A 19413-nucleotide genomic window follows, 5' to 3' on the forward strand; every position below is an offset into this window, starting at 1 on the left:
TGCAAGTTGAACAAACTTGGAAATTCAGGTCACCCGCGAGGGCATGATCAAATTAGATTGGAAATGGGAATAAAGCTTTGAGCGATCTTTTTAAGAATGCCGTATTGTGGCTCGTGATACTGGGTGTGCTGGTGCTCATCTTCAGCAACGTCAGTGATCGCAATCAGCCGACAACAATGAACTATTCAGAGTTTGTTGCAGCGGTGAATGACGGCCAGATTAAGCAAGTGACAATAGATGGCGAAAGAATTCGTGGTGAGAAATCAAACGGTTCCGAATTTGAAAGTATTCGTCCGGCAGTTCAGGATCCTGAACTGATGCCAAATCTCATCAAGAACAATGTGGTTGTTGAAGGTACTGCACCACAACGCCAAGGCTTGTTGATGCAGTTGCTGATTGCAAGTTTCCCTGTGCTCTTAATCATTTTGTTATTCATGTTCTTTATGCGCAACATGGGTGGCGGTGCAGGCGGCAAGAACGGCCCGATGAGCTTTGGTAAGTCGAAGGCGAAAATGCTGTCTGAAGACCAGATTAAAGTTACCTTTACTGATGTTGCGGGTTGTGATGAAGCAAAACAGGAAGTCGTGGAAATCGTTGACTTCCTAAAAGATCCTGCAAAATTCAAACGTCTGGGTGCCACTATTCCTAAGGGCGTCCTGATGGTGGGTCCTCCGGGTACGGGTAAAACCTTGCTTGCAAAAGCGATTGCAGGTGAAGCGAAAGTTCCATTTTTCAGTATTTCCGGTTCTGACTTCGTAGAAATGTTCGTGGGTGTCGGTGCATCTCGTGTACGTGATATGTTCGAACAGGCGAAACGCCATGCGCCATGTATCATCTTCATCGATGAGATTGATGCTGTCGGTCGTCACCGTGGTTCAGGTACAGGCGGTGGTCACGATGAACGTGAACAGACCCTTAACCAGATGCTGGTTGAAATGGATGGTTTCGAAGGCAATGAAGGTATTATCGTCATCGCGGCAACTAACCGTGCTGATGTACTGGATAAAGCCTTACTTCGTCCAGGTCGTTTTGACCGTCAAGTGATGGTTGGCTTGCCAGACATTAAAGGCCGTGAGCAAATCCTGAATGTTCATTTGAAGAAACTGCCGTCTACAACGGGTGTGGATGTGAAAGTCCTGGCTCGTGGTACTCCTGGTTTCTCTGGTGCGCAGTTGGCAAACCTTGTAAACGAAGCAGCATTATTCGCGGCACGTCGTAACAAGAATACTGTCGACATGCATGACTTTGAAGATGCTAAAGACAAGCTGTATATGGGTCCTGAACGTAAATCGATGGTACTTCGTGAAGAAGAGCGTCTTGCTACGGCTTACCATGAAGCAGGGCACGCAATTGTTGCAGAAATGCTGCCAGGTACTGATCCTGTGCATAAAGTAACGATCATGCCGCGTGGTTGGGCATTAGGTGTAACCTGGCAGTTGCCTGAGTTTGACCAGACCAGCCATTACAAAGATAAAATGCTGAATGATATTTCGATCTTGTTCGGTGGTCGTATTGCAGAAGAAGTCTTTATTAACCAGATGTCGACTGGTGCCTCAAATGACTTTGAACGTGCAACCAAAGTTGCGCGTGCGATGGTGACCAAATACGGTATGTCTGACAAGTTAGGCGTAATGGTCTATGAAGATGACTCGCAACAGTCATTTATGGGCAGCATTGGTAGCCGTACAATTTCTGAAGCGACTCAACAGCAGGTTGATGCTGAAGTACGCCGTATCATCGATGAGCAATATAAAGTGGCTCGTGATATTCTGGAAAATAACAAAGATATCGCGCATGCCATGGTGAAAGCGTTGATGGAATGGGAAACAATTGATCGCGAGCAAATCCGTGACATCATGGAAGGTCGTGAGCCTAAGCCACCTAAGGTCTATGTTTCAGACAATCCTGTAATTGATGTAACACCGAAGGATGGGCCGTTGACTCCTCCGCCATTACCAGCTAATTAAGCAGAAAATAAAAAACCACCTTCGGGTGGTTTTTTTATGGCAATGATTTGGATTGTTTTGGCGTGATGCTATATTCAACTATAAAAAATCAATGAGCAAAAATAAAAATGACAATACCTGTTTTGGAATCCCGTATTTATCACTTACGTTTAGAACCATTAACTTGGGAGCATTTTACAGATTTAGAAGCAGCTTGTGCTGAAGGGGATTTAGGCGAAGTGCTTTATAATTCTGTACCTTACTTAAGCGAATTAAAACAATATGTACAGCAAGCTTTGGCTCAACAAGCTCAAGGTACAAGGATGGGTTTTGCTGTGATTGATTTAACATCGGGTCGAGCGATTGGAACCACCAGTTATCATGATATCAAGCCTGAAATTCCACGTGTGGATATTGGTTATACTTGGTATGCACAGCGTTATCAGCGTACCTATGTGAATCGGGTCTGTAAATATCTCCTGTTAAGTCATGCTGTTGAACGGTTAAATGCTCAGGTAGTAGGCTTTCGTGCGGATCATCTGAACCTAAAAAGTCAAAAAGTCATTGAAGCGCTAGGAGCTAAACGAGATGGCATCATTCGATGTCATATGTTGCGTAAAGATGGTCAGACAGTGCGGGATAGTTATATTTACAGTATTTTAAGAAGTGAATGGGTAGAGGTAAAATCACAGTTACAATCTAAGCTTATGCAATACTCAAATAAACCGCAGTTTGAAATTTAATTCTGGTTTGTTTCAGCTTTGCTTTATATCTCTATCCATACGACAATACGCCAGTTATTGGATTTAGGATGAAAACATGCAGCTGATGCCGTTATTACCACGCGTATGGACATTTGGACACTTAACACTGGATCTGTCCCAGCCGCATGTGATGGGAATTCTGAATGTTACACCGGATTCATTTAGTGATGGGGGTAAACATAATTCTCAAGATGCTGCAGTAGCGCGTGCATTGGAAATGATGGCAGAAGGCGCAACGGTCATTGATGTGGGTGGCGAGTCGACCCGTCCGGGTGCATCGGTGGTTGAAGTAGAAGAAGAAATTCGCCGTGTGGTGCCTGTGGTTGAAGAACTGGCCAAGCACAATGTCGTGATTTCAATTGATACTTCCCAGCCAGAAGTGATTAAGGCTGCAGTGAAAGCTGGAGCACATATCTGGAATGATGTTCGTGCACTGACACGACCGAATGCCTTGGTAACTGCTGCTGAGTTGGATATTCCGGTAATTATTATGCATATGCGTGGTGAACCTACTACGATGAATAATCTGGATCAGTATCAAGATGTCACGCTTGATGTCATTGCGGAATTAAAACAGCGAGTGCAGGATGCTTTAGATGCCGGGGTAAAGGCTGAGCACATTATGATTGATCCCGGTTTTGGATTTGCCAAAAATGCTGAACAGAACCTGAAACTACTGAATGAATTTTACAAACTGACTCAACTCGGTTATCCAATATTGTCTGCGTTGTCACGTAAACGCTTTATTGGACAGGTGCTGGGTGGAGCAGAAGCCGTAGAACGCGCAGTGGGATCAGTAGCAGCACACTTGCTAAGTATTCAACAAGGTGCCTGTATGGTACGTGCACATGATGTCAAAGTGACAGCAGATGCGATTAAGGTCTGGAAGGCAATGCAAGCCGTAGTTTAATTGTTGGCTAGATTGTATGTCAGGCGGCGTGCTGTTTGGCTTTTAAGCGGCAATATGGTATATAGGGCACGCTTAATTTTTAGTTATAGTTTTAGAGTGCCTGTAATGTTTGCAGATTTACTTCTCCCAATGTTCGATGATGAATATTATCCCGATATTCTGGTTGCTGAAGTAAAGCAGCACATCGAGCGTTTTGCCAAAAAGGTGACAAAATCTGGTTTATCTGAATATGAGATTTATCAGTTTGCCAATGCGACTGTGGCAGAAATCAATGAAATGAAGCCGCAGTTCGAAGACCTGGATTCCTCTTTAGATGATACCGCAGCAGATTATATTGCTGAAGCCATGATGATGGTGGTGCAGGAACAGGGATACTTCGAAGTTGAAATGGAAGAACTGGTCGCTACCCGCGAATGGTAAAAAAAGCCCTGTTTTTACAGGGCTTTTTTTAATGATCTAAAAATGCTTCTTTAAAATTTTTATAATGAATTTCATTTAGGAGTTTCTGCTCTTCCTGCATGCAACGTTGATGTAATTCCAGATAATATTTTTTTAAATCCTTTTGCAGTGGCACAGGTTCCGGCTCTTTGCTTTGCGACTGTTGATAAGACCAGTAAGCCAATTGGCGGATGTGCTGCAAACGTACCAGCAGGGTGCTGCGGGTAGAACTTCTAAAGCCGGGCTCAATTAACACCGCTACAAAACTGCTGAAGGCAAGTAGACCCAGGCAAGGTAAAGCAATGAACGCTGAATGAAAATACTGGTAATTGATCAGTGACAGAACAACAATCAGGGTTTGAATATATAAACAGGATTGCAAGCGCTTTGCGTAGCGTACAGAACTGTACTTGGCCTGAAACTGGGCACGCCAGATATAAGGATAGAGCATACTAATAAGTACGATCGTACCTGCACTAATGGCCTGATTCTTTGAATCCATAAAGTCTGGATAAAAAGGCAGGGAAAAGCACAGACCACAAAATGCTGTAATCAGCATCAAAATCCCGATACGCAAATATAAATACGGATCAATGGTTTGATTCAAATATTTATAGCGGCTATAGCTAAGTCTGCAAAAGAATGCATCAGGATGGCGTAACTGTAATCTGGCTAGATCGAAAGAGCGGGGTGCGGACATGAGGAGGCACACTCTATTTATAAATTTCAGGCACAAAAAAACCAGCTCATTGCTGGGTTTCTGCATTTGCACCATTTTAAACTGAATCAAAATGGTGCCCGAGGCCAGACTCGAACTGGCACGCTTTGTGGGCGGGGGATTTTAAATCCCCTGTGTCTACCGATTTCACCACTCGGGCATGCGCGCCATCATAGATGAGCAGCGAGAACTTGGCAAGATGATTTCTTATTATTTGTTTTATTTTCAGGCAATTTAGCCATTAAAATTTAAAAGAAAGCAAGACTGATGTTATTCAAAGCTTTAAATTTCAATAAATTAATCGATTTACAGCATTTCATCCAGATAACTGTCCACATCAATATGTTTAATGCTTTTACAGTACTGGTGTTCAGATTTGAATAACTGGCTATATAGGTCGGCATAGCGGTTTAGCTGACGCTTGAGTACTTCATATTCAGGACTTTGAGCCGAAGTCATATAGAGTTTTAATCGGGTTCTCAGGCTTTGTTTGTATGCCCAGAAACACACACGACGCAGTTGATGCAGCTGATAATATTCACTGTCCTGACTGTTTTGACGAAACAGATTTTCCTTATAAAAACGCACAAAGCCAAAACTGACACCAAAGAACAGGAGCGCCCACATCACAAACTGACTTTGTAAAAATTGAATATTCAGGGCAGACAGAATGACGATTACAGCAAGCTTGACAGGACTATGTCGTAATAGTTGATAAAGTGAATGCGAAGAATGTCGAATCTGTTTAATGACCAAAGGGACAATCACCATCAAGAATAAAAGAATTGCCAGAATGGCATAGGCTTGTGCCTGAAAGTTACTCAGCTCAGTAAAATTACTCAGGAAAATATCTTTCAGTACGAAACTGATTGGCACAAAAATCATGCTCGCCAATAGCCAAGGAATAAATTCACGACGGTCATCCAGTACACCTCTGGTCTTGATCTGACTATAAAATAGGTAATTGTGCTTAAAAGCCGCTGGATAGAGCCGCTGAAGTTGCTGAAGCAGCACATTGACTTGTTGGTTTTGCATGTATGAAGTCGGGCAGGAGATGGATGAGTAAGATTACTATAAAGTAAATTGCTGAATTTTTCCGAAAAATTGCAATGCGCAATTAAATCATCTCACTTGCAGCAGGATTTTGTCTTTTTGTCCGGGAATTATGCGAAAATAGCCTATTGTAAATATTATTTGTAAGGGCAGTTCATGACTGATCAATCTCCTGAGACTTTAAGCGACATCGAAATTCTGGACCTGTTACAGGCAATGAAAAACGATGAATTAGATACCGAAGCGAAAGAAGCTATTCGTCAGGGTGGTAAAGCGGGTCGTCAGGAAGCGCATAAACAGGCGCTGGTTAGATTGCATCAGTCATTTGAAGAAAAATTTGTTGAAGCAGTGTCTATCGCGCTTCATTTGAATGAAGCTCAGATCAAAAAGATTCGTTACAAGAAAGACCGTATCCGTATTTTAAAGGCGCGTGGTATTGATTACCTGGCGATTGATGGTGCGGAAACTGCATTTGTATTGGCACAGATCGCGCAGGCTATTGTGCGTGAAGATGCAATCGTGACGCATGACCTGCATAATATTTTCCCATTCTGGAAAGAAGGCTGGCCAATGGTGCAGTTCGATAATGCCTATAAAATTCTGGAAGATGATATTCGTATTCACTACCAGGCAGTATTAGATGCTTTACTTGAAAATTTCTAAACAGCGCTAAAAAAAGAGCATCCTTGGATGCTCTTTTTTATGGAAAAATCTTTACCCAAGTGTTGAATAGAGTGGGAAAATACCGAAGATGACAGCAGTCACCAACATCACTAAACAGGTAATTACTGCCCATTTAATGGTAAATTCTTGATGTTCACCAAAATTGATTCCCGCCAGTCCACATAATAAGTAAGTAGATGGTACCAAGGGTGAAAGTAAATGCACAGGTTGCCCAACAATTGAGGCACGTGCCATTTCTGCGGGAGTAATACCATAATGTCCGGCAGCTTCCGATAACACAGGTAAGACACCAAAATAGAACGCATCATTCGACATAAAGAAGGTTAATGGCATACTGATCACTGCGGTGATTGGTGCCAGATAAGGTCCCATACTTTCAGGAATAATCTCGACCAATTGCTTGGACATGGCATCAACCATGCCTGTACCTGACAGAATTCCTGTAAAAATACCTGCGGCGAAGATAATACCTACGACTGCCAAAGCACTTGCAGAGTGGTTACCCACCAAGCGCTTTTGCATATCCAAATCTGGATAATTCACAATTAAAGCAATACACAGTGCCACCATGAATAATATTGGAGCGGGTAGAATGCCCATCACCAGCGTAATCATCAAGCCGAGTGTAAGCAAAGCATTGAAGGTACGTAAATGATGGCGGTTGGCTTCAGGGACTTGCGAGATTTGAATATTGTCACCATGGCTAATATCCAGCTCAACAATACCAATGCGTTTACGCTCCATACGACCATACATAAAGCCCAAGAAATATAACCAGATAATGGCTACAAACATCGGGAACAGCATCGGTACAAAAACATCGTTTGGATCGACATGCAGTGCAGTTGCAGCACGTGCTGTTGGTCCACCCCAAGGGGTTAAGTTCATAATGCCACTGGCGAGCATCATTAAACATGCCATGATCAATGGGCTCATACCTATGCGTTTATATAAGGGTAGCATCGCAGCGACACAGATCATATAAGTGGTAGAACCATCGCCATCTAATGACACAATCAATGTTAAGGTAATCGTGCCTAAAGTCACTTTGAGGGGATCCCCTTTGACCTGTTTTAAAATCCATTTTACCGATGGGTCAAACAAGCCTGTATCAATCATGATGGCAAAATACAGAATCGCAAATAACAGCATGACACCCGTCGGGGCAAGTTTTTTGATCCCCTCCATCATCATGGGGCCTAATTCTGAAATATTAAATCCTGCTAGACTGTCGACAAAAAAGCTTAATGCGTAAGTAATGAGAGCAAAAAGAATAGGTATTAAAGTTAAAGCTACGAGCGCGCTCAAACGCTTGGACATGATTAAATACATAAAGCAAATAATCATGCCTAAGCCTAAAATAGTCAGCATGGATCAGTCCTTTGAGTGTGATAGTTTTATTTAATATTCAAGTGAACTTGATACTATTCAATTCAACCCATTTTTTAAATATTATTTAACAAATGGTATTTTTTATTCTATTTTTCTAATAAATAATATATATCCATAAAGTATGGTGAAATGCATGATAAGTATGGATCAGCATTTCTGATATGTAATAAAAAAAGCCTTACGTTCATGTAAGGCTTTAGAAAAAGAAATATTAATCAACTTATTCTTCAGAATCAGATGTTTCAGATTCTTTATGGTCTTGAAGTAAGCGGGTAACCAAAAGCTGATCAATTTTAAAGTGATCGACATCGACAACTTCAAATTTATAACCCGCATGAATCACGATATCAGCAGGGCGTGGAATCTTGCGCAGCTTGTACATCATAAAACCAGCCAGCGTTTCATAATTTTCTTCATCTGGCATTTCATCAATGCCTAAGGCATGTTTCATGTCTTCAATTGGCGTACTGCCTTCAATCAGCCATGAATCAGCATCACGTTTAAAGATCTGCTGATCTTCTTCCATTGGTGTTACCCAGTCACCCATTACGGTAATCATGATGTCAGACAGGGTAATCACACCCACGACCAGTGCATATTCGTTAATGACCACTGCAAACTTTTCTTTGCTCGAACGGAAGCGGTCCAGAAGTTCGGATAAGGTCAGAGTGTCCGGAATCATCAACACATTACGAATGGTAGATTCATTCAGCTGATTGATTTTCTGGTTGTTGAGAATACGGACCAGAATGTCTTTGGCATCGACATAGCCAATTACCTGGTCGATATTTTCATTACAGACCAGAAATTTGGAATAAGGATATTGCGCCAGCTTTTGACGAATACTGTCTTCAGCTTCAGTCAGGGTAAAGAACACCACATTTTCACGTGTGGTCATACTGGAAGGAACATTACGTTCTTCAAGTTCAAACACGTTTTCAATAAAGTGGTGTTCCTGCTTTTGTAGTACGCCAGCCTGAGCACCGGCATCCATCACGGCAGAAATATCTGCAAAGGTAATATTGTCATCCCGGATCGTATTGACTTTGAATAACCGGAACAACAGATTGGCAATGGCATTAATTATCCAGGCCAATGGCTTGCAGATTTTAATAAAAATTTGAATCGGGTTGATAACTGCGACTGAAATTTTTTCCGGCGCAATCATTGCCAGGCGTTTTGGCATCAGATCGGCAAACAGAATGAATAATGAAGTCACCAGAGTGAAAGATAAGGCAAAGCTGATGTTCTCGGTCCAAGGACCATCATATATACGCGAGACAAATTCGGCGATATAAGGACGGAAAGCCCCTTCACCCAGAATACCGCCGAGAATGGCGACAGCATTTAAGCCAATTTGGGAGGCAGCAAAGAAGTCTGCTGAGTTTTCCTGCAAATCCAGCACTTTCTGGGCACGGACGTCGCCTGATTCGGCCAAAATTTTAAGTTTGACCTTACGGGCACCTGCGAGTGCGATTTCAGTCAGTGATAAAAAACCAGCCCCCGCGATGAGTATTAAGATAATCACGATGTTTTGAAAGAGGCTCACGTAATCCACCTGTGGATTGATATTATCTTGGAATATTTTTAACACAAAAAAGGACTTGAGGTGTAAAAACAGATCTCAAGTCCTTACAGTATAAGCTTAAAAAATAATAATTTATGTGAAATTCATTTTAATAAGGTGAAAATTGCGAATTATTCTGCATAAATTCACGATTCTCCTCTTCAATCATCTGGCGCGCTACATACAGAATCAGCTGACGCAACCAGCGATGTGCCGGATGATGATGCAGTAATGGACACCATGCCATCTTCAGTTCAAATTCAGGAATATAGAAGGGTGGATCTTTAAGTAGCAAATTATGGTTCTTGGCTTGCAGGCGGGCAATACGGGTTGGTAGCGTTGCTACCAGATCTACATTTGACGCCAAAAGTCCCGGCATCTGATAGTGACGGGTAAATACTGAAATCTTACGTTTTTGCCCAATACGTTCCAGCGCCTGATCAATCCAGCCAAGTCCGGCCTGCTTTTCAGGATTAACCCCGAATCCCACGCCCATGCCGGTTTTAGATACCCAGATATGCTGTGCATCTAAATAGCTTTTCAGATTCAGGTTACCAGCAGCAGGATGTTTATTATTTAACAGACAAGAAAAGCTGTCACGCCACACCAGTACCTGATGGAAACTTTGCGGAATTTCATTAAACCGGTTAATCGCCAGATCAACCTTACCTTGTTCCATGTCACGATAAGACACATCACTTGGTGTCAGGAAGTCTAGAACAACATTGGGTGCTTCAGAGCGTAAAGCTTTGACCAGGCGCGGTACCAGCGTCGCTTCAGCATAATCTGAAGTCATGATACGGAATACACGATTTGAGGTATAAGGGCGGAACTCGGTACGGGGTTCCAAAATCATGGACAGATCAGACAGGGCATCGCGAATACGTGGCTGCAGTTCGAGTGCACGTTCAGTCGGTGTCATCCCTTCAGAAGAACGGATCAGGAGGGGATCATTAAATAAATTGCGCAGACGACGCAAAATGTTACTCATGGCAGGCTGGGTCACGCCAAGTTGCTCAGCAGCACGTGTGACATTTTTTTCGCGAAGAAGTACATCAAGATAAATTAATAGATTGAGATCGACCCGCTCCAGATTCATAAAAAAAATACCGAAAATAAAATCATGAAATTATAGTGATTATGCCATAAGTACTGCGGCTTGTGTACGTGACCGATGAAAAAAAAGCCACCGAATTTATAGCAGTTTTTATTCATTTTCAAGCAAGAGGAATCTATTAATCAAGTCTGGGTTTTTTCTGTCAATTTGGTTCATTACCGGATCAAACTGGATACCTGTTTTTAGTTAAATCAGGGTAAGTGAAAATGATTTCAAGACAAGAAATGAGTCAATGATTAATAGTATATAAATTATGTGAAATATATAGTTTTGCATTAATTCAGTTTGCCGGAAATATAAAGGAAGACTGGCAAAAAAGACCAAAAAAATTAGGTCATCAAGCAAGTCAAGACTTAAGTCTAATGAATATTTTATATTCAATAAGCTGAAATTTTAGACAAAAATCTATTTTAAAAATTCAGAAATAAACTATTAATTACAATAATTTATATAAAAATGATCAATATATGATTAGACTTTCATCTACATATTTTTTAAATAAATAGTGATAATTCTTGCAGAATATTGGATTAATTTTTTTATTGCATCTAATCTCTAAACATCGCAACGAGCTGACTAAAATCTAAACAAAGTTTTGAGGGTCTGATTTTAGAACAACGTTGCAGAAAAATCCTAATATTATTACAGGAATATATCATGACTACATATCAAACAGCGATTGATGCAATCCGCGAATTAAAAGCGAAATTCGGCAACACTTGGGCAGACATCAGTCCTGAAGATGCTGCGCGTATGCAACTTCAGAACCGTTTCAAAACAGGTTTAGACATTGCAAAATACACAGCAGCAATTATGCGTCGTGATATGGCTGCTTATGATGCTGACTCTAGCAAATACACTCAATCTCTGGGTTGCTGGCACGGTTTCATCGCACAACAAAAAATGATTGCGAACAAAAAATACTTCGGTACAACTGAACGTCGCTACATCTACCTTTCTGGCTGGATGGTTGCAGCACTTCGTTCAGAGTTCGGTCCACTTCCTGACCAATCTATGCACGAAAAAACTTCTGTTCCTGCATTGATTGAAGAAATCTACACATTCTTACGTCAAGCTGACGCGAAAGAATTGAACGATCTGTTCCGTTCACTTAAAAAAGCTCAAGAAGCTGGTGACACTGCTAAAGCTGCTGAAATCACTTCTCAAATCGACAACTTCCAAACTCACGTTGTGCCAATCATTGCGGACATCGACGCTGGTTTCGGTAACGAAGAAGCAACTTACTTACTAGCGAAGAAAATGATCGAAGCGGGTGCTTGTGCACTTCAAATCGAAAACCAGGTGTCTGACGCGAAACAATGTGGTCACCAAGCTGGTAAAGTAACTGTTCCACACGAAGACTTCATCGCGAAAATCCACGCGCTTCGCTATGCATTCCTGGAAATGGGTCTAGACGACGGTATCATCGTTGCACGTACTGACTCTGAAGGCGCTGACTTGACTCAAAAAATCCCAGTGGTTAAAGAGCCAGGTGACATCGCTTCTCAATACATCAGCTACTTAGATACAACTGAAATTGACATTTCAGAAGCGCAAGAAGACGAAATCCTGATCAAACGTGATGGCAAACTTCACCGTCCAAAACGTCTTGCTTCTGGTCTGTACCAGTTCCGCGAAGGCACTCAAATCGACCGCGTTGTACTTGACTGTGTAACTAGCCTTCAAAACGGTGCTGACCTTCTTTGGATCGAAACTGCGACTCCAAACGTAGCTGAAATCGCTCACATGGTTAACCGTGTTAAAGAAGTTGTTCCAAATGCGAAACTTGTTTACAACAACTCTCCATCGTTCAACTGGACTTTAAACTTCCGTCAACAAGCTTACGACCGTTGGGTTGCTGAAGGTAAAGACGTATCTGCATACGACCGCGCTAAACTAATGAGCGCTGAGTACGACAACACTGAATTGGCTGCTGAAGCTGACGAGAAAGTTCGTACATTCCAGGCAGATGCTTCTCGTGAAGCAGGTGTATTCCACCACTTGATCACTCTACCTACTTACCATACAGCTGCTCTTTCTACTCACGAGCTTGCTCAAGGTTACTTCGGTTCTGAAGGTATGTTGGCTTATGTTGCTGGCGTACAACGTAAAGAAATCCGTGGCGGTATCGCTTGTGTGAAACACCAAGCAATGGCGGGTTCTGACATCGGTGACGACCACAAAGAAATCTTCGCTGGTGACAACGCGCTTAAAGCGGGTGACGATGCGAAAAACACAATGAACCAATTCTCTGCTTAATCAGCTCTGAATCGATTCTAAAAAAACCCTGCGCAAGCAGGGTTTTTTTATGCCTAAAATAAAATGAATAACCTTATAAATTGTTGAAACAGCTAGATGAAAGGCAAAATCTTCATATTTTCTTCATGATTCAATTTTATACATATTTTTCTGTGATCAAGCCTTGCATTCTCTAGGCCACTGCCTGAATATCCTTAAGCTGACTCAATAATGCAACGCTTTCCATAATTCATTAAATTCAAAGTGATTCAGACTTATGCTGTCTAAGTTTTTCATTCATCGTCCTATTTTTGCAGGTGTGCTGGCCATTGTAGTCATGGCCATTGGACTTTTTGCGGTGATGAATTTACCTGTGGAACGTTATCCGGATATTGCACCACCGCGAGTGACCGTATCGGCAACCTATTCCGGCGCATCTGCGGAAACGGTGGAGGAGAGCGTGACCCAAGTACTGGAACAGCAGATTAAAGGCATTGATCACTTACTGTATTTTAGTTCCAGCAGCGATTCCTCCGGGCGTAGCCGGATCAATATCAGCTTTGAAAACGGGACTGATCCAGACACGGCTCAGGTACAGGTACAAAATGCGATTAATGGGGTGCTGAACCGCCTGCCTGAAGATGTACAACGGCAGGGTGTGAATGTGTTCAAGTCGCTGGGCGATACGCATATGGTGATCAGCCTGTATGACGAATCCGGGCGCAGTGACAATATTGCCTTGTCAGACTACCTGATGACACATCTGGAACAGGACATTTCCCGGATTGAAGGCATTGGTGAGGTGGATGTTTTTGGCTCGCAATATGCCATGCGAATCTGGCTGAATCCACTCAAGCTGAAACAGTATAACCTGATGCCTAGCGATGTGCGTGCTGCGATTGAATCACAGAATACCCAGGTCGCAGCTGGTGCTGTGGGCGATCTGCCTACGGTCGAGGATCAGTATCTGAATGCCAAGGTAACTTCGGGCACGCGACTCAGAACTGTAGAAGAATTTGAAAATATCATTGTAAAGTCTGCCCGGGATGGCAGCTTTATCTATTTAAAAGATGTAGCACGTGTTGAGCTCGGTGCAGAAAATTATCAATCCTATAGTACCAATAATGGTTATGCATCCGCAGGTCTGGCAATTTCGCTGGCTTCCGGTGCCAATGCCATCGCAACGTCAGAACGAATCAAGGCAGAAATTGCCCGTCTGTCTAATCAGTTGCCGGAAGGCTATAAGATTGCCTATCCACGGGATAACACGCCATTCGTTCAGGAATCCATTAAGGAAGTCCTTAAAACACTGGTTGAAGCCATTATCCTGGTGATTGTGGTGATGTTTATCTTCCTGCAAAACTGGCGCGCTACCCTGATTCCAGCAGTCACTGTGCCAGTGGTTTTACTCGGTACTATGGTAATCCTGTATGCTCTTGGATTCAGTATCAATACCCTGACTTTATTTGCCCTGGTTCTGGCAATCGGCCTGCTGGTAGATGATGCTATTGTAGTGGTGGAAAACGTTGAACGTCTGATGCATGAGAAGCAGTTGACCGCCAAGGAAGCAGCACTAGAATCCATGCAGGAAATCAGTGGGGCTCTGGTCGGTATTACTTTGGTATTGACGGCAGTATTTATTCCTATGGCGTTCTTTGGTGGCTCCACCGGGGTTATTTATCGTCAGTTTTCCATTACGCTGGTTGCTGCCATGTCCTTATCACTGATGGTGGCCCTGATTCTGACACCAGCCCTGTGTGCCCTGATTCTCAAACCAAATCCGAATCCGGCACGCTGGGCGCAATGGTTTAACCATAAATTGGAAAGTGTTAAGCAGCGTTATCTGAAACTTTCTAATGTCACCCTACAACATAAGGCCATCTGTTTAATTTTATTTGCCGGTTTGGTTGCTGTATTTGGTCTGTTCTATAAGGCTTTGCCAACCAGCTTTCTGCCAAGTGAAGATCAGGGAACGCTTAGCATTCAGGTGCGCCTGCAAGAAGGTGCGCCGCTAAAGAATACGGTGGCCACCGGAGAAAAGATTCGTGAATATTTCCTGGAACAGGAAAAAGACAATATTAATCTGGTGATGATGCGTTATGGCCGTAACTTCTCGGGTACCGGTCAGAATCTGGCAACCGGTTTTGTGGCACTGAAACACTGGGATGATCGTCCTGGCGAGGAAAATACTGCGCAAGCTATTCGTGAACGTGCCTTAAAACATTTCCGTGGTTTTAAGGATGCCCAGGTCAATATCAATATGCCAGCTTCAGTCAGCGGTCTGGGACAAACCGATGGACTGGAATTCTGGATTCGGGATATAGAGGGAAATGGCCGTCAATATCTGGAACAGCAATTTAAAGAACTGGAAGAAAAAACCAAACAATATTCAACGTTTGAAAATCTGGGTAAGCGCTCCAATCCCGAGAAGGCTGAATTAAAGGTTAATATTGACCAGAAACAGGCCATGGCCAATGGCCTGACCCAATCCGCGATCAACAGTACACTTTCTGCTGCCTGGGGGGGGAATTATGTCAATGACTTCATCGACCGAGGCCGGATTAAACGGGTAATGATGCAGGGTGATGCAGAATTCCGTTCCAAACCTGAAGATCTGGCGATGTGGCATGTGCGCAATGACCAGAATCAGATGGTGCCGTTCAGTAATTTTTCCACGGTAGACTGGAGCGGTGGTCCGGAAGTGGTAAATCGTTTTATGGGTTATACCGCTTTGCAGATGGAAGCGGATGTCACTAAAGATACCAGTACCGGTGAAGCAATGCGGGACGTAGAAGCATTAGTGGCCGATCAAAAAGGTATTGATGTGACCTGGAGTGGATTGTCCTTCGAAGAAAAACAATCCAGCAATCAGGCCATCTGGCTGTATGCGATTTCGATTGGCTTTATCTTCCTGTGTCTGGCTGCACTCTATGAAAGCTGGAGTATTCCAACTGCGGTAATGTCAGCAATTCCACTGGGTATTGGTGGGAATATCATTTTCAGTTATTTCGCAGGCTTTCCGAATGATATCTATTTCCAGATTGCCTTACTGACCACAATTGGTCTGTCCTGTAAGAACGCCATTCTGATTGTAGAATTTGCTGCTTTGGCAGAGCAGCATGGCAAATCCGTTGTCGCGGCAGCATTGGAAGGTGCAAGCTTGCGTTTACGTCCAATTTTAATGACGTCGTTGGCCTTTGGTGCCGGAATTCTACCACTGGTGTTTGCCTTTGGTGCCGGGGCGGTCAGCCGTCAGGAAATCGGGGTTAGTGTTCTGGGTGGGGTAATCTTTGGAACTGTGTTAGTACTGATCTTTATTCCATTTATGTATGTGATGATCCGTAGCCTGTTTCAGAAGAAAAAGCAGGAACTGAATTAAGATGCCTGTCATCTACCTTCAGCTATAAAGATCAATGAAGTAACACCATGCTTCACTCAGCTGAGGCATGGTGAATGAAATTAGAATATAAAAATACATGATAACAAGAGGGCAGCAGCGCGCAGATGGATCAGCAAGTTGAACAGGTACGGGAATTATTAAAATTGCATCAGACAGGTGCAGACCAGCAGCTAGCACAATTGAATATCGCCGATCAGGCAAGGCTATTAGCCGAACTGAAACCAGCTGAACGGCAGCATCGCTTTGAGCAGCTGCAACGCCCGGTAGAAGTCTTTGAATACTTGCCTCTGCATCAGCAGCTTCAGCTTACGGCATCATTATCTCTCGAAGAACTGGTGGCCTTACTGGATGCAATGCATTCGGATGACTTTATTGACCTGTATAAACAGCTGCCTCTTTCGGTACAGCAGCAATTGCTGGGCAAGCTTTCAGCACAGTCATGTCAGGTACTGAAAGTACTCCATGCCTATCCGGAGGAAACTGCCGGTGCATTGATGAGTTCGGATTATTTGACGCTGCCTCCTGAACTCAGCATGAACGAGGCGATTGAAACGCTACGTGATATCGCTGGAAATCATGACACGCTGTATCTGATCTATATTGTAGATGCACAGCAACATCTGCTGGGGGTAATTTCATTACGTCAAATTATTCAGGCACTGCCTACCGCGACTATTGCCGAGGTTATGACGAAAGAAGTGATTTATGGCACGGTGGATGAAGATCAGGAAAAGATTGCACGCACACTGGCTTATTACGACTTTATTGCCTTGCCGATTGTTGATACTTCCAAAAAGCTGGTCGGGATTGTGACTTATGACGATGCCATGGATATTGCCGAGGCCGAGAGCACGGAGGATTTCCAAAAAGCAGGTGCGGTGTCACCGCTAGATCAACACAGTATCAAAACTGTGCCGATTTTATCGCTGTATAAAAAGCGGGTATTCTGGCTGGTACTGCTGGTGTTTGGCAGTTTGCTGTCCAGTTTTGGTATTGCCAAATATGAGGACATCATTGCGGAACATATCGTATTGGTATTTTTCCTGCCGCTGCTGGTGGGAAGTGGCGGGAATGCGGGTTCTCAGTCTGCTACATTGATGGTTCGGGCATTGGCAACTGGTGATGTACAGTTTTCAGACTGGTTCCGTCTGGTTGGACGGGAGTCTCTGGTGGCGCTGTGTCTTGGTCTAACTATGGCCTGTGCAGTGTCGATTCTGGGTTATATCCGGGGCGATCTGATGGTTGCCGTAGTACTTGCCATCAGTATGACCGGGATTGTTTTACTCGGCTGTCTGATCGGCATGAGTCTGCCATTTGTCTTGAATAAGCTGAAACTCGATCCTGCCAGTGCTTCAGCGCCACTGGTGACATCGATCTGCGATGCCAGTGGGGTGGTGGTGTATTTGTTCGTGGCATCCAGACTTTTGTTTTAAGTTAATAAAATTACGCTATATTTTTGATATCTAATTAGGTTAGGCTGAATCATTACACAATGATAAACGGGTTGTTCCGATGATTGAGACAGACAACAGCAACTCACCAAAACTGACACAACAGGAAGTCATTCGCCTGGAACGGGATTTGGCCAAGTTTGCCAATATGATGGACTCCGTAGTCCGGATTCCGTTTACCAAGCAGGGTGTTGGTGCTGATGCTGCACTCAGTACCGTACCTGTGGCGGGAGATCTGGCTGGTTTTGCCTTGACCTGTTATGCCATTTATAAGGCACGTCAGATCGGAGTGCCACAGTCCAAACTGAATCCGGTCATTAAATTGGCAACCATGGACGCCGTGGTCGGTTTCATTCCCGTGGCTGGAACCATCTTCGACATTTTTATCCGTCCTAGCCGTAAGGCCTTAGATATCGTGCATGATCATATCCGTGAGGAATACCAGATCCACACGGATCGGCATGTGGTACATCCTTTTCTGCATGAAAAACTGGAACAGAAACAGCAGCAGTCTGCATTCTGGCGCAATCCAGTGGTTGCCTGGATCTGGATTCATATTCCGGATATTCTGGGTACCATCTTCCTGATTCTGTTTGTACTGGCAATTGGCTGGGGCGGGATGGCCCTGTATCAATGGATCAGTCAAACTGCTTAAACACAAAAGTATAAATAAAAGAAAAGCCTCCGTCAGGAGGCTTTTCGGTATAGCGTTGTGCTCAGTAGATTAAGGACAATCAAGCTGATGCAAAGCGGCTACACGTTGTTCAATCGTTGGATGTGTCTGGAACAATGCAGCTAAGCTGAAACCTTGTTCTTGACCTGCTGAAATTGCAAAGGCTTTCATTTCTTTCGGCATGGCATCTGGCATTTCAGATTCTGCCTGTAAGCGTAATAGCGCAGAAATCATGGCCTGTTTACCTGCTAAACGTGCACCGGCTTCATCGGCACGGTATTCACGATGACGTGAGAACCACATCACGATAGCGGATGCCAGGATACCAAATACGATATCAAGCACAATGGTAATCACGAAGAAAGCAATTCCTGGTGCTTCACCATCTTCACGGCCAAATACGTTACGGTCGATAAAATCACCAGCAACACGGGCAAAGAACATGACGAAGGCGTTGACCACACCCTGAATCAGAGCAAGTGTTACCATGTCACCATTGGCAACGTGACCAATTTCATGGGCAAGTACAGCACGTAACTCATCTTTGTTCATGCGTTCTAGCAAGCCTGTAGAAACAGACACCAGTGCATCGTTTTTGTTCCAGCCGGTCGCGAAGGCGTTTGACTGGTAAGATGGGAAAATACCCACTTCTGGCATTTTAATACCAGCGCGCTGAGATAGCTGTGCTACTTCCTGTAATAACCATGCTTCTGCCTGGTTACGAGGAGCATTCGGATCAATCAGTTCAGTACCAGTAGTCTTCTTCGCCATCCATTTAGACATGAATAGTGAGATTAAAGAACCCACCATACCGAACACAAAACAGATCACTAGCAGGTTGCCTAGATTCAAGCCACCCGCGCCATGGTAACTACCGACACCGAAGAGTGACAAGATAATGCCAGCTACAACCAGTACCGCGAGGTTGGTTAGCAAAAACAAACCAATCCGCATCATTGAGAAATCCTCTTATTATAGAAAAATAATCTGATTAGCAAATTACAATCATTACCCTCAATATGAGGTGAAATGACTCAAATTTCAAGAAAAAAAATAGTAAAT

Annotated in this window: 15 protein-coding genes and 1 tRNA gene; 9 read left to right on the top strand and 7 right to left on the bottom strand. The window is 43.5% G+C overall.

The window, feature by feature from the left end; all coding sequences use genetic code 11:
- Nucleotides 1–77 precede the first annotated feature (77 nt).
- The 4 genes from ftsH to ACTJIX_RS03360 all read left to right on the top strand — a co-directional run bounded on the left by ftsH (nucleotide 78) and on the right by ACTJIX_RS03360 (nucleotide 4040).
- The gene (ftsH, locus tag ACTJIX_RS03345; protein ID WP_103799941.1) at nucleotides 78–1967 is read left to right on the top strand and encodes an ATP-dependent zinc metalloprotease FtsH; all 1890 of its coding nucleotides are present in this window, start codon (nucleotides 78–80) and stop codon (nucleotides 1965–1967) included.
- A gap of 107 nt (nucleotides 1968–2074) precedes the next feature.
- On the top strand, nucleotides 2075–2689 hold the full coding sequence (locus tag ACTJIX_RS03350; RefSeq protein ID WP_004892014.1) for a GNAT family N-acetyltransferase: 615 nt from the start codon (nucleotides 2075–2077) through the stop codon (nucleotides 2687–2689).
- Between the two features lie 76 nt (nucleotides 2690–2765).
- Nucleotides 2766–3620, top strand: coding sequence for a dihydropteroate synthase (gene folP, locus ACTJIX_RS03355; RefSeq protein ID WP_004892017.1), 855 nt, complete (start codon nucleotides 2766–2768; stop codon nucleotides 3618–3620).
- A 105-nt stretch (nucleotides 3621–3725) separates the two neighbouring features.
- Nucleotides 3726–4040, top strand: coding sequence for a DUF5713 family protein (locus ACTJIX_RS03360; protein ID WP_004892021.1), 315 nt, complete (start codon nucleotides 3726–3728; stop codon nucleotides 4038–4040).
- Nucleotides 4041–4068: 28 nt separating this feature from the next.
- Here the strand turns inward: ACTJIX_RS03360 and ACTJIX_RS03365 are convergent, their stop codons facing one another.
- From ACTJIX_RS03365 to ACTJIX_RS03375, 3 genes are all read right to left on the bottom strand, one after another.
- Nucleotides 4069–4758: a hypothetical protein gene (locus tag ACTJIX_RS03365; protein ID WP_071320252.1), complete on the bottom strand. Its 690-nt coding sequence runs from the start codon at nucleotides 4756–4758 to the stop codon at nucleotides 4069–4071.
- 92 nt (nucleotides 4759–4850) lie between these two features.
- A tRNA-Leu gene (locus tag ACTJIX_RS03370) sits at nucleotides 4851–4936 on the bottom strand.
- 146 nt (nucleotides 4937–5082) lie between these two features.
- Entirely contained in the window at nucleotides 5083–5811 is a 729-nt protein-coding gene (locus tag ACTJIX_RS03375; protein ID WP_004814955.1) for a hypothetical protein, read from the bottom strand.
- A 174-nt stretch (nucleotides 5812–5985) separates the two neighbouring features.
- Here ACTJIX_RS03375 and ACTJIX_RS03380 point away from each other — a divergent pair, with 174 nt between their 5' ends.
- The gene (locus tag ACTJIX_RS03380; protein ID WP_004814957.1) at nucleotides 5986–6492 is read left to right on the top strand and encodes a hypothetical protein; all 507 of its coding nucleotides are present in this window, start codon (nucleotides 5986–5988) and stop codon (nucleotides 6490–6492) included.
- Between the two features lie 51 nt (nucleotides 6493–6543).
- On the opposite strand, the gene ACTJIX_RS03385 is transcribed toward ACTJIX_RS03380, so the two are convergent.
- The 3 genes from ACTJIX_RS03385 to ACTJIX_RS03395 form a co-directional block, all read right to left on the bottom strand.
- Complete coding sequence (locus tag ACTJIX_RS03385) at nucleotides 6544–7884, bottom strand: CitMHS family transporter (protein WP_076753941.1); 1341 nt, start codon at nucleotides 7882–7884, stop codon at nucleotides 6544–6546.
- Nucleotides 7885–8125: 241 nt separating this feature from the next.
- Nucleotides 8126–9454 (bottom strand): hemolysin family protein, encoded by a 1329-nt coding sequence (locus ACTJIX_RS03390; RefSeq protein WP_004814961.1) that lies wholly within the window; start codon nucleotides 9452–9454, stop codon nucleotides 8126–8128.
- Between the two features lie 127 nt (nucleotides 9455–9581).
- The gene (locus tag ACTJIX_RS03395) at nucleotides 9582–10571 is read right to left on the bottom strand and encodes a LysR family transcriptional regulator (RefSeq protein ID WP_004814962.1); all 990 of its coding nucleotides are present in this window, start codon (nucleotides 10569–10571) and stop codon (nucleotides 9582–9584) included.
- A gap of 675 nt (nucleotides 10572–11246) precedes the next feature.
- On the opposite strand from ACTJIX_RS03395, the gene ACTJIX_RS03400 reads away from it, so the two are divergent.
- The 4 genes from ACTJIX_RS03400 to ACTJIX_RS03415 all read left to right on the top strand — a co-directional run bounded on the left by ACTJIX_RS03400 (nucleotide 11247) and on the right by ACTJIX_RS03415 (nucleotide 18333).
- Nucleotides 11247–12848 (top strand): isocitrate lyase, encoded by a 1602-nt coding sequence (locus ACTJIX_RS03400; protein WP_004814964.1) that lies wholly within the window; start codon nucleotides 11247–11249, stop codon nucleotides 12846–12848.
- Between the two features lie 256 nt (nucleotides 12849–13104).
- Entirely contained in the window at nucleotides 13105–16206 is a 3102-nt protein-coding gene (locus tag ACTJIX_RS03405) for a multidrug efflux RND transporter permease subunit (protein WP_440611171.1), read from the top strand.
- A 125-nt stretch (nucleotides 16207–16331) separates the two neighbouring features.
- A complete protein-coding gene (gene mgtE, locus ACTJIX_RS03410; protein WP_004892043.1) occupies nucleotides 16332–17660 on the top strand; it encodes a magnesium transporter in 1329 nt (442 codons plus the stop codon).
- A gap of 79 nt (nucleotides 17661–17739) precedes the next feature.
- Nucleotides 17740–18333, top strand: a complete 594-nt coding sequence (locus ACTJIX_RS03415; RefSeq protein WP_004892045.1) for a DUF4112 domain-containing protein — start codon at nucleotides 17740–17742, stop codon at nucleotides 18331–18333.
- 69 nt (nucleotides 18334–18402) lie between these two features.
- Here ACTJIX_RS03415 and htpX read toward each other — a convergent pair whose 3' ends face one another.
- Nucleotides 18403–19308, bottom strand: coding sequence for a protease HtpX (gene htpX, locus ACTJIX_RS03420; protein ID WP_004814968.1), 906 nt, complete (start codon nucleotides 19306–19308; stop codon nucleotides 18403–18405).
- Between the last annotated feature and the right edge of the window lie 105 nt (nucleotides 19309–19413).

This window comes from Acinetobacter sp. 22323 (assembly GCF_052044895.1).
GTDB classification, from domain to species: domain Bacteria; phylum Pseudomonadota; class Gammaproteobacteria; order Pseudomonadales; family Moraxellaceae; genus Acinetobacter; species Acinetobacter schindleri.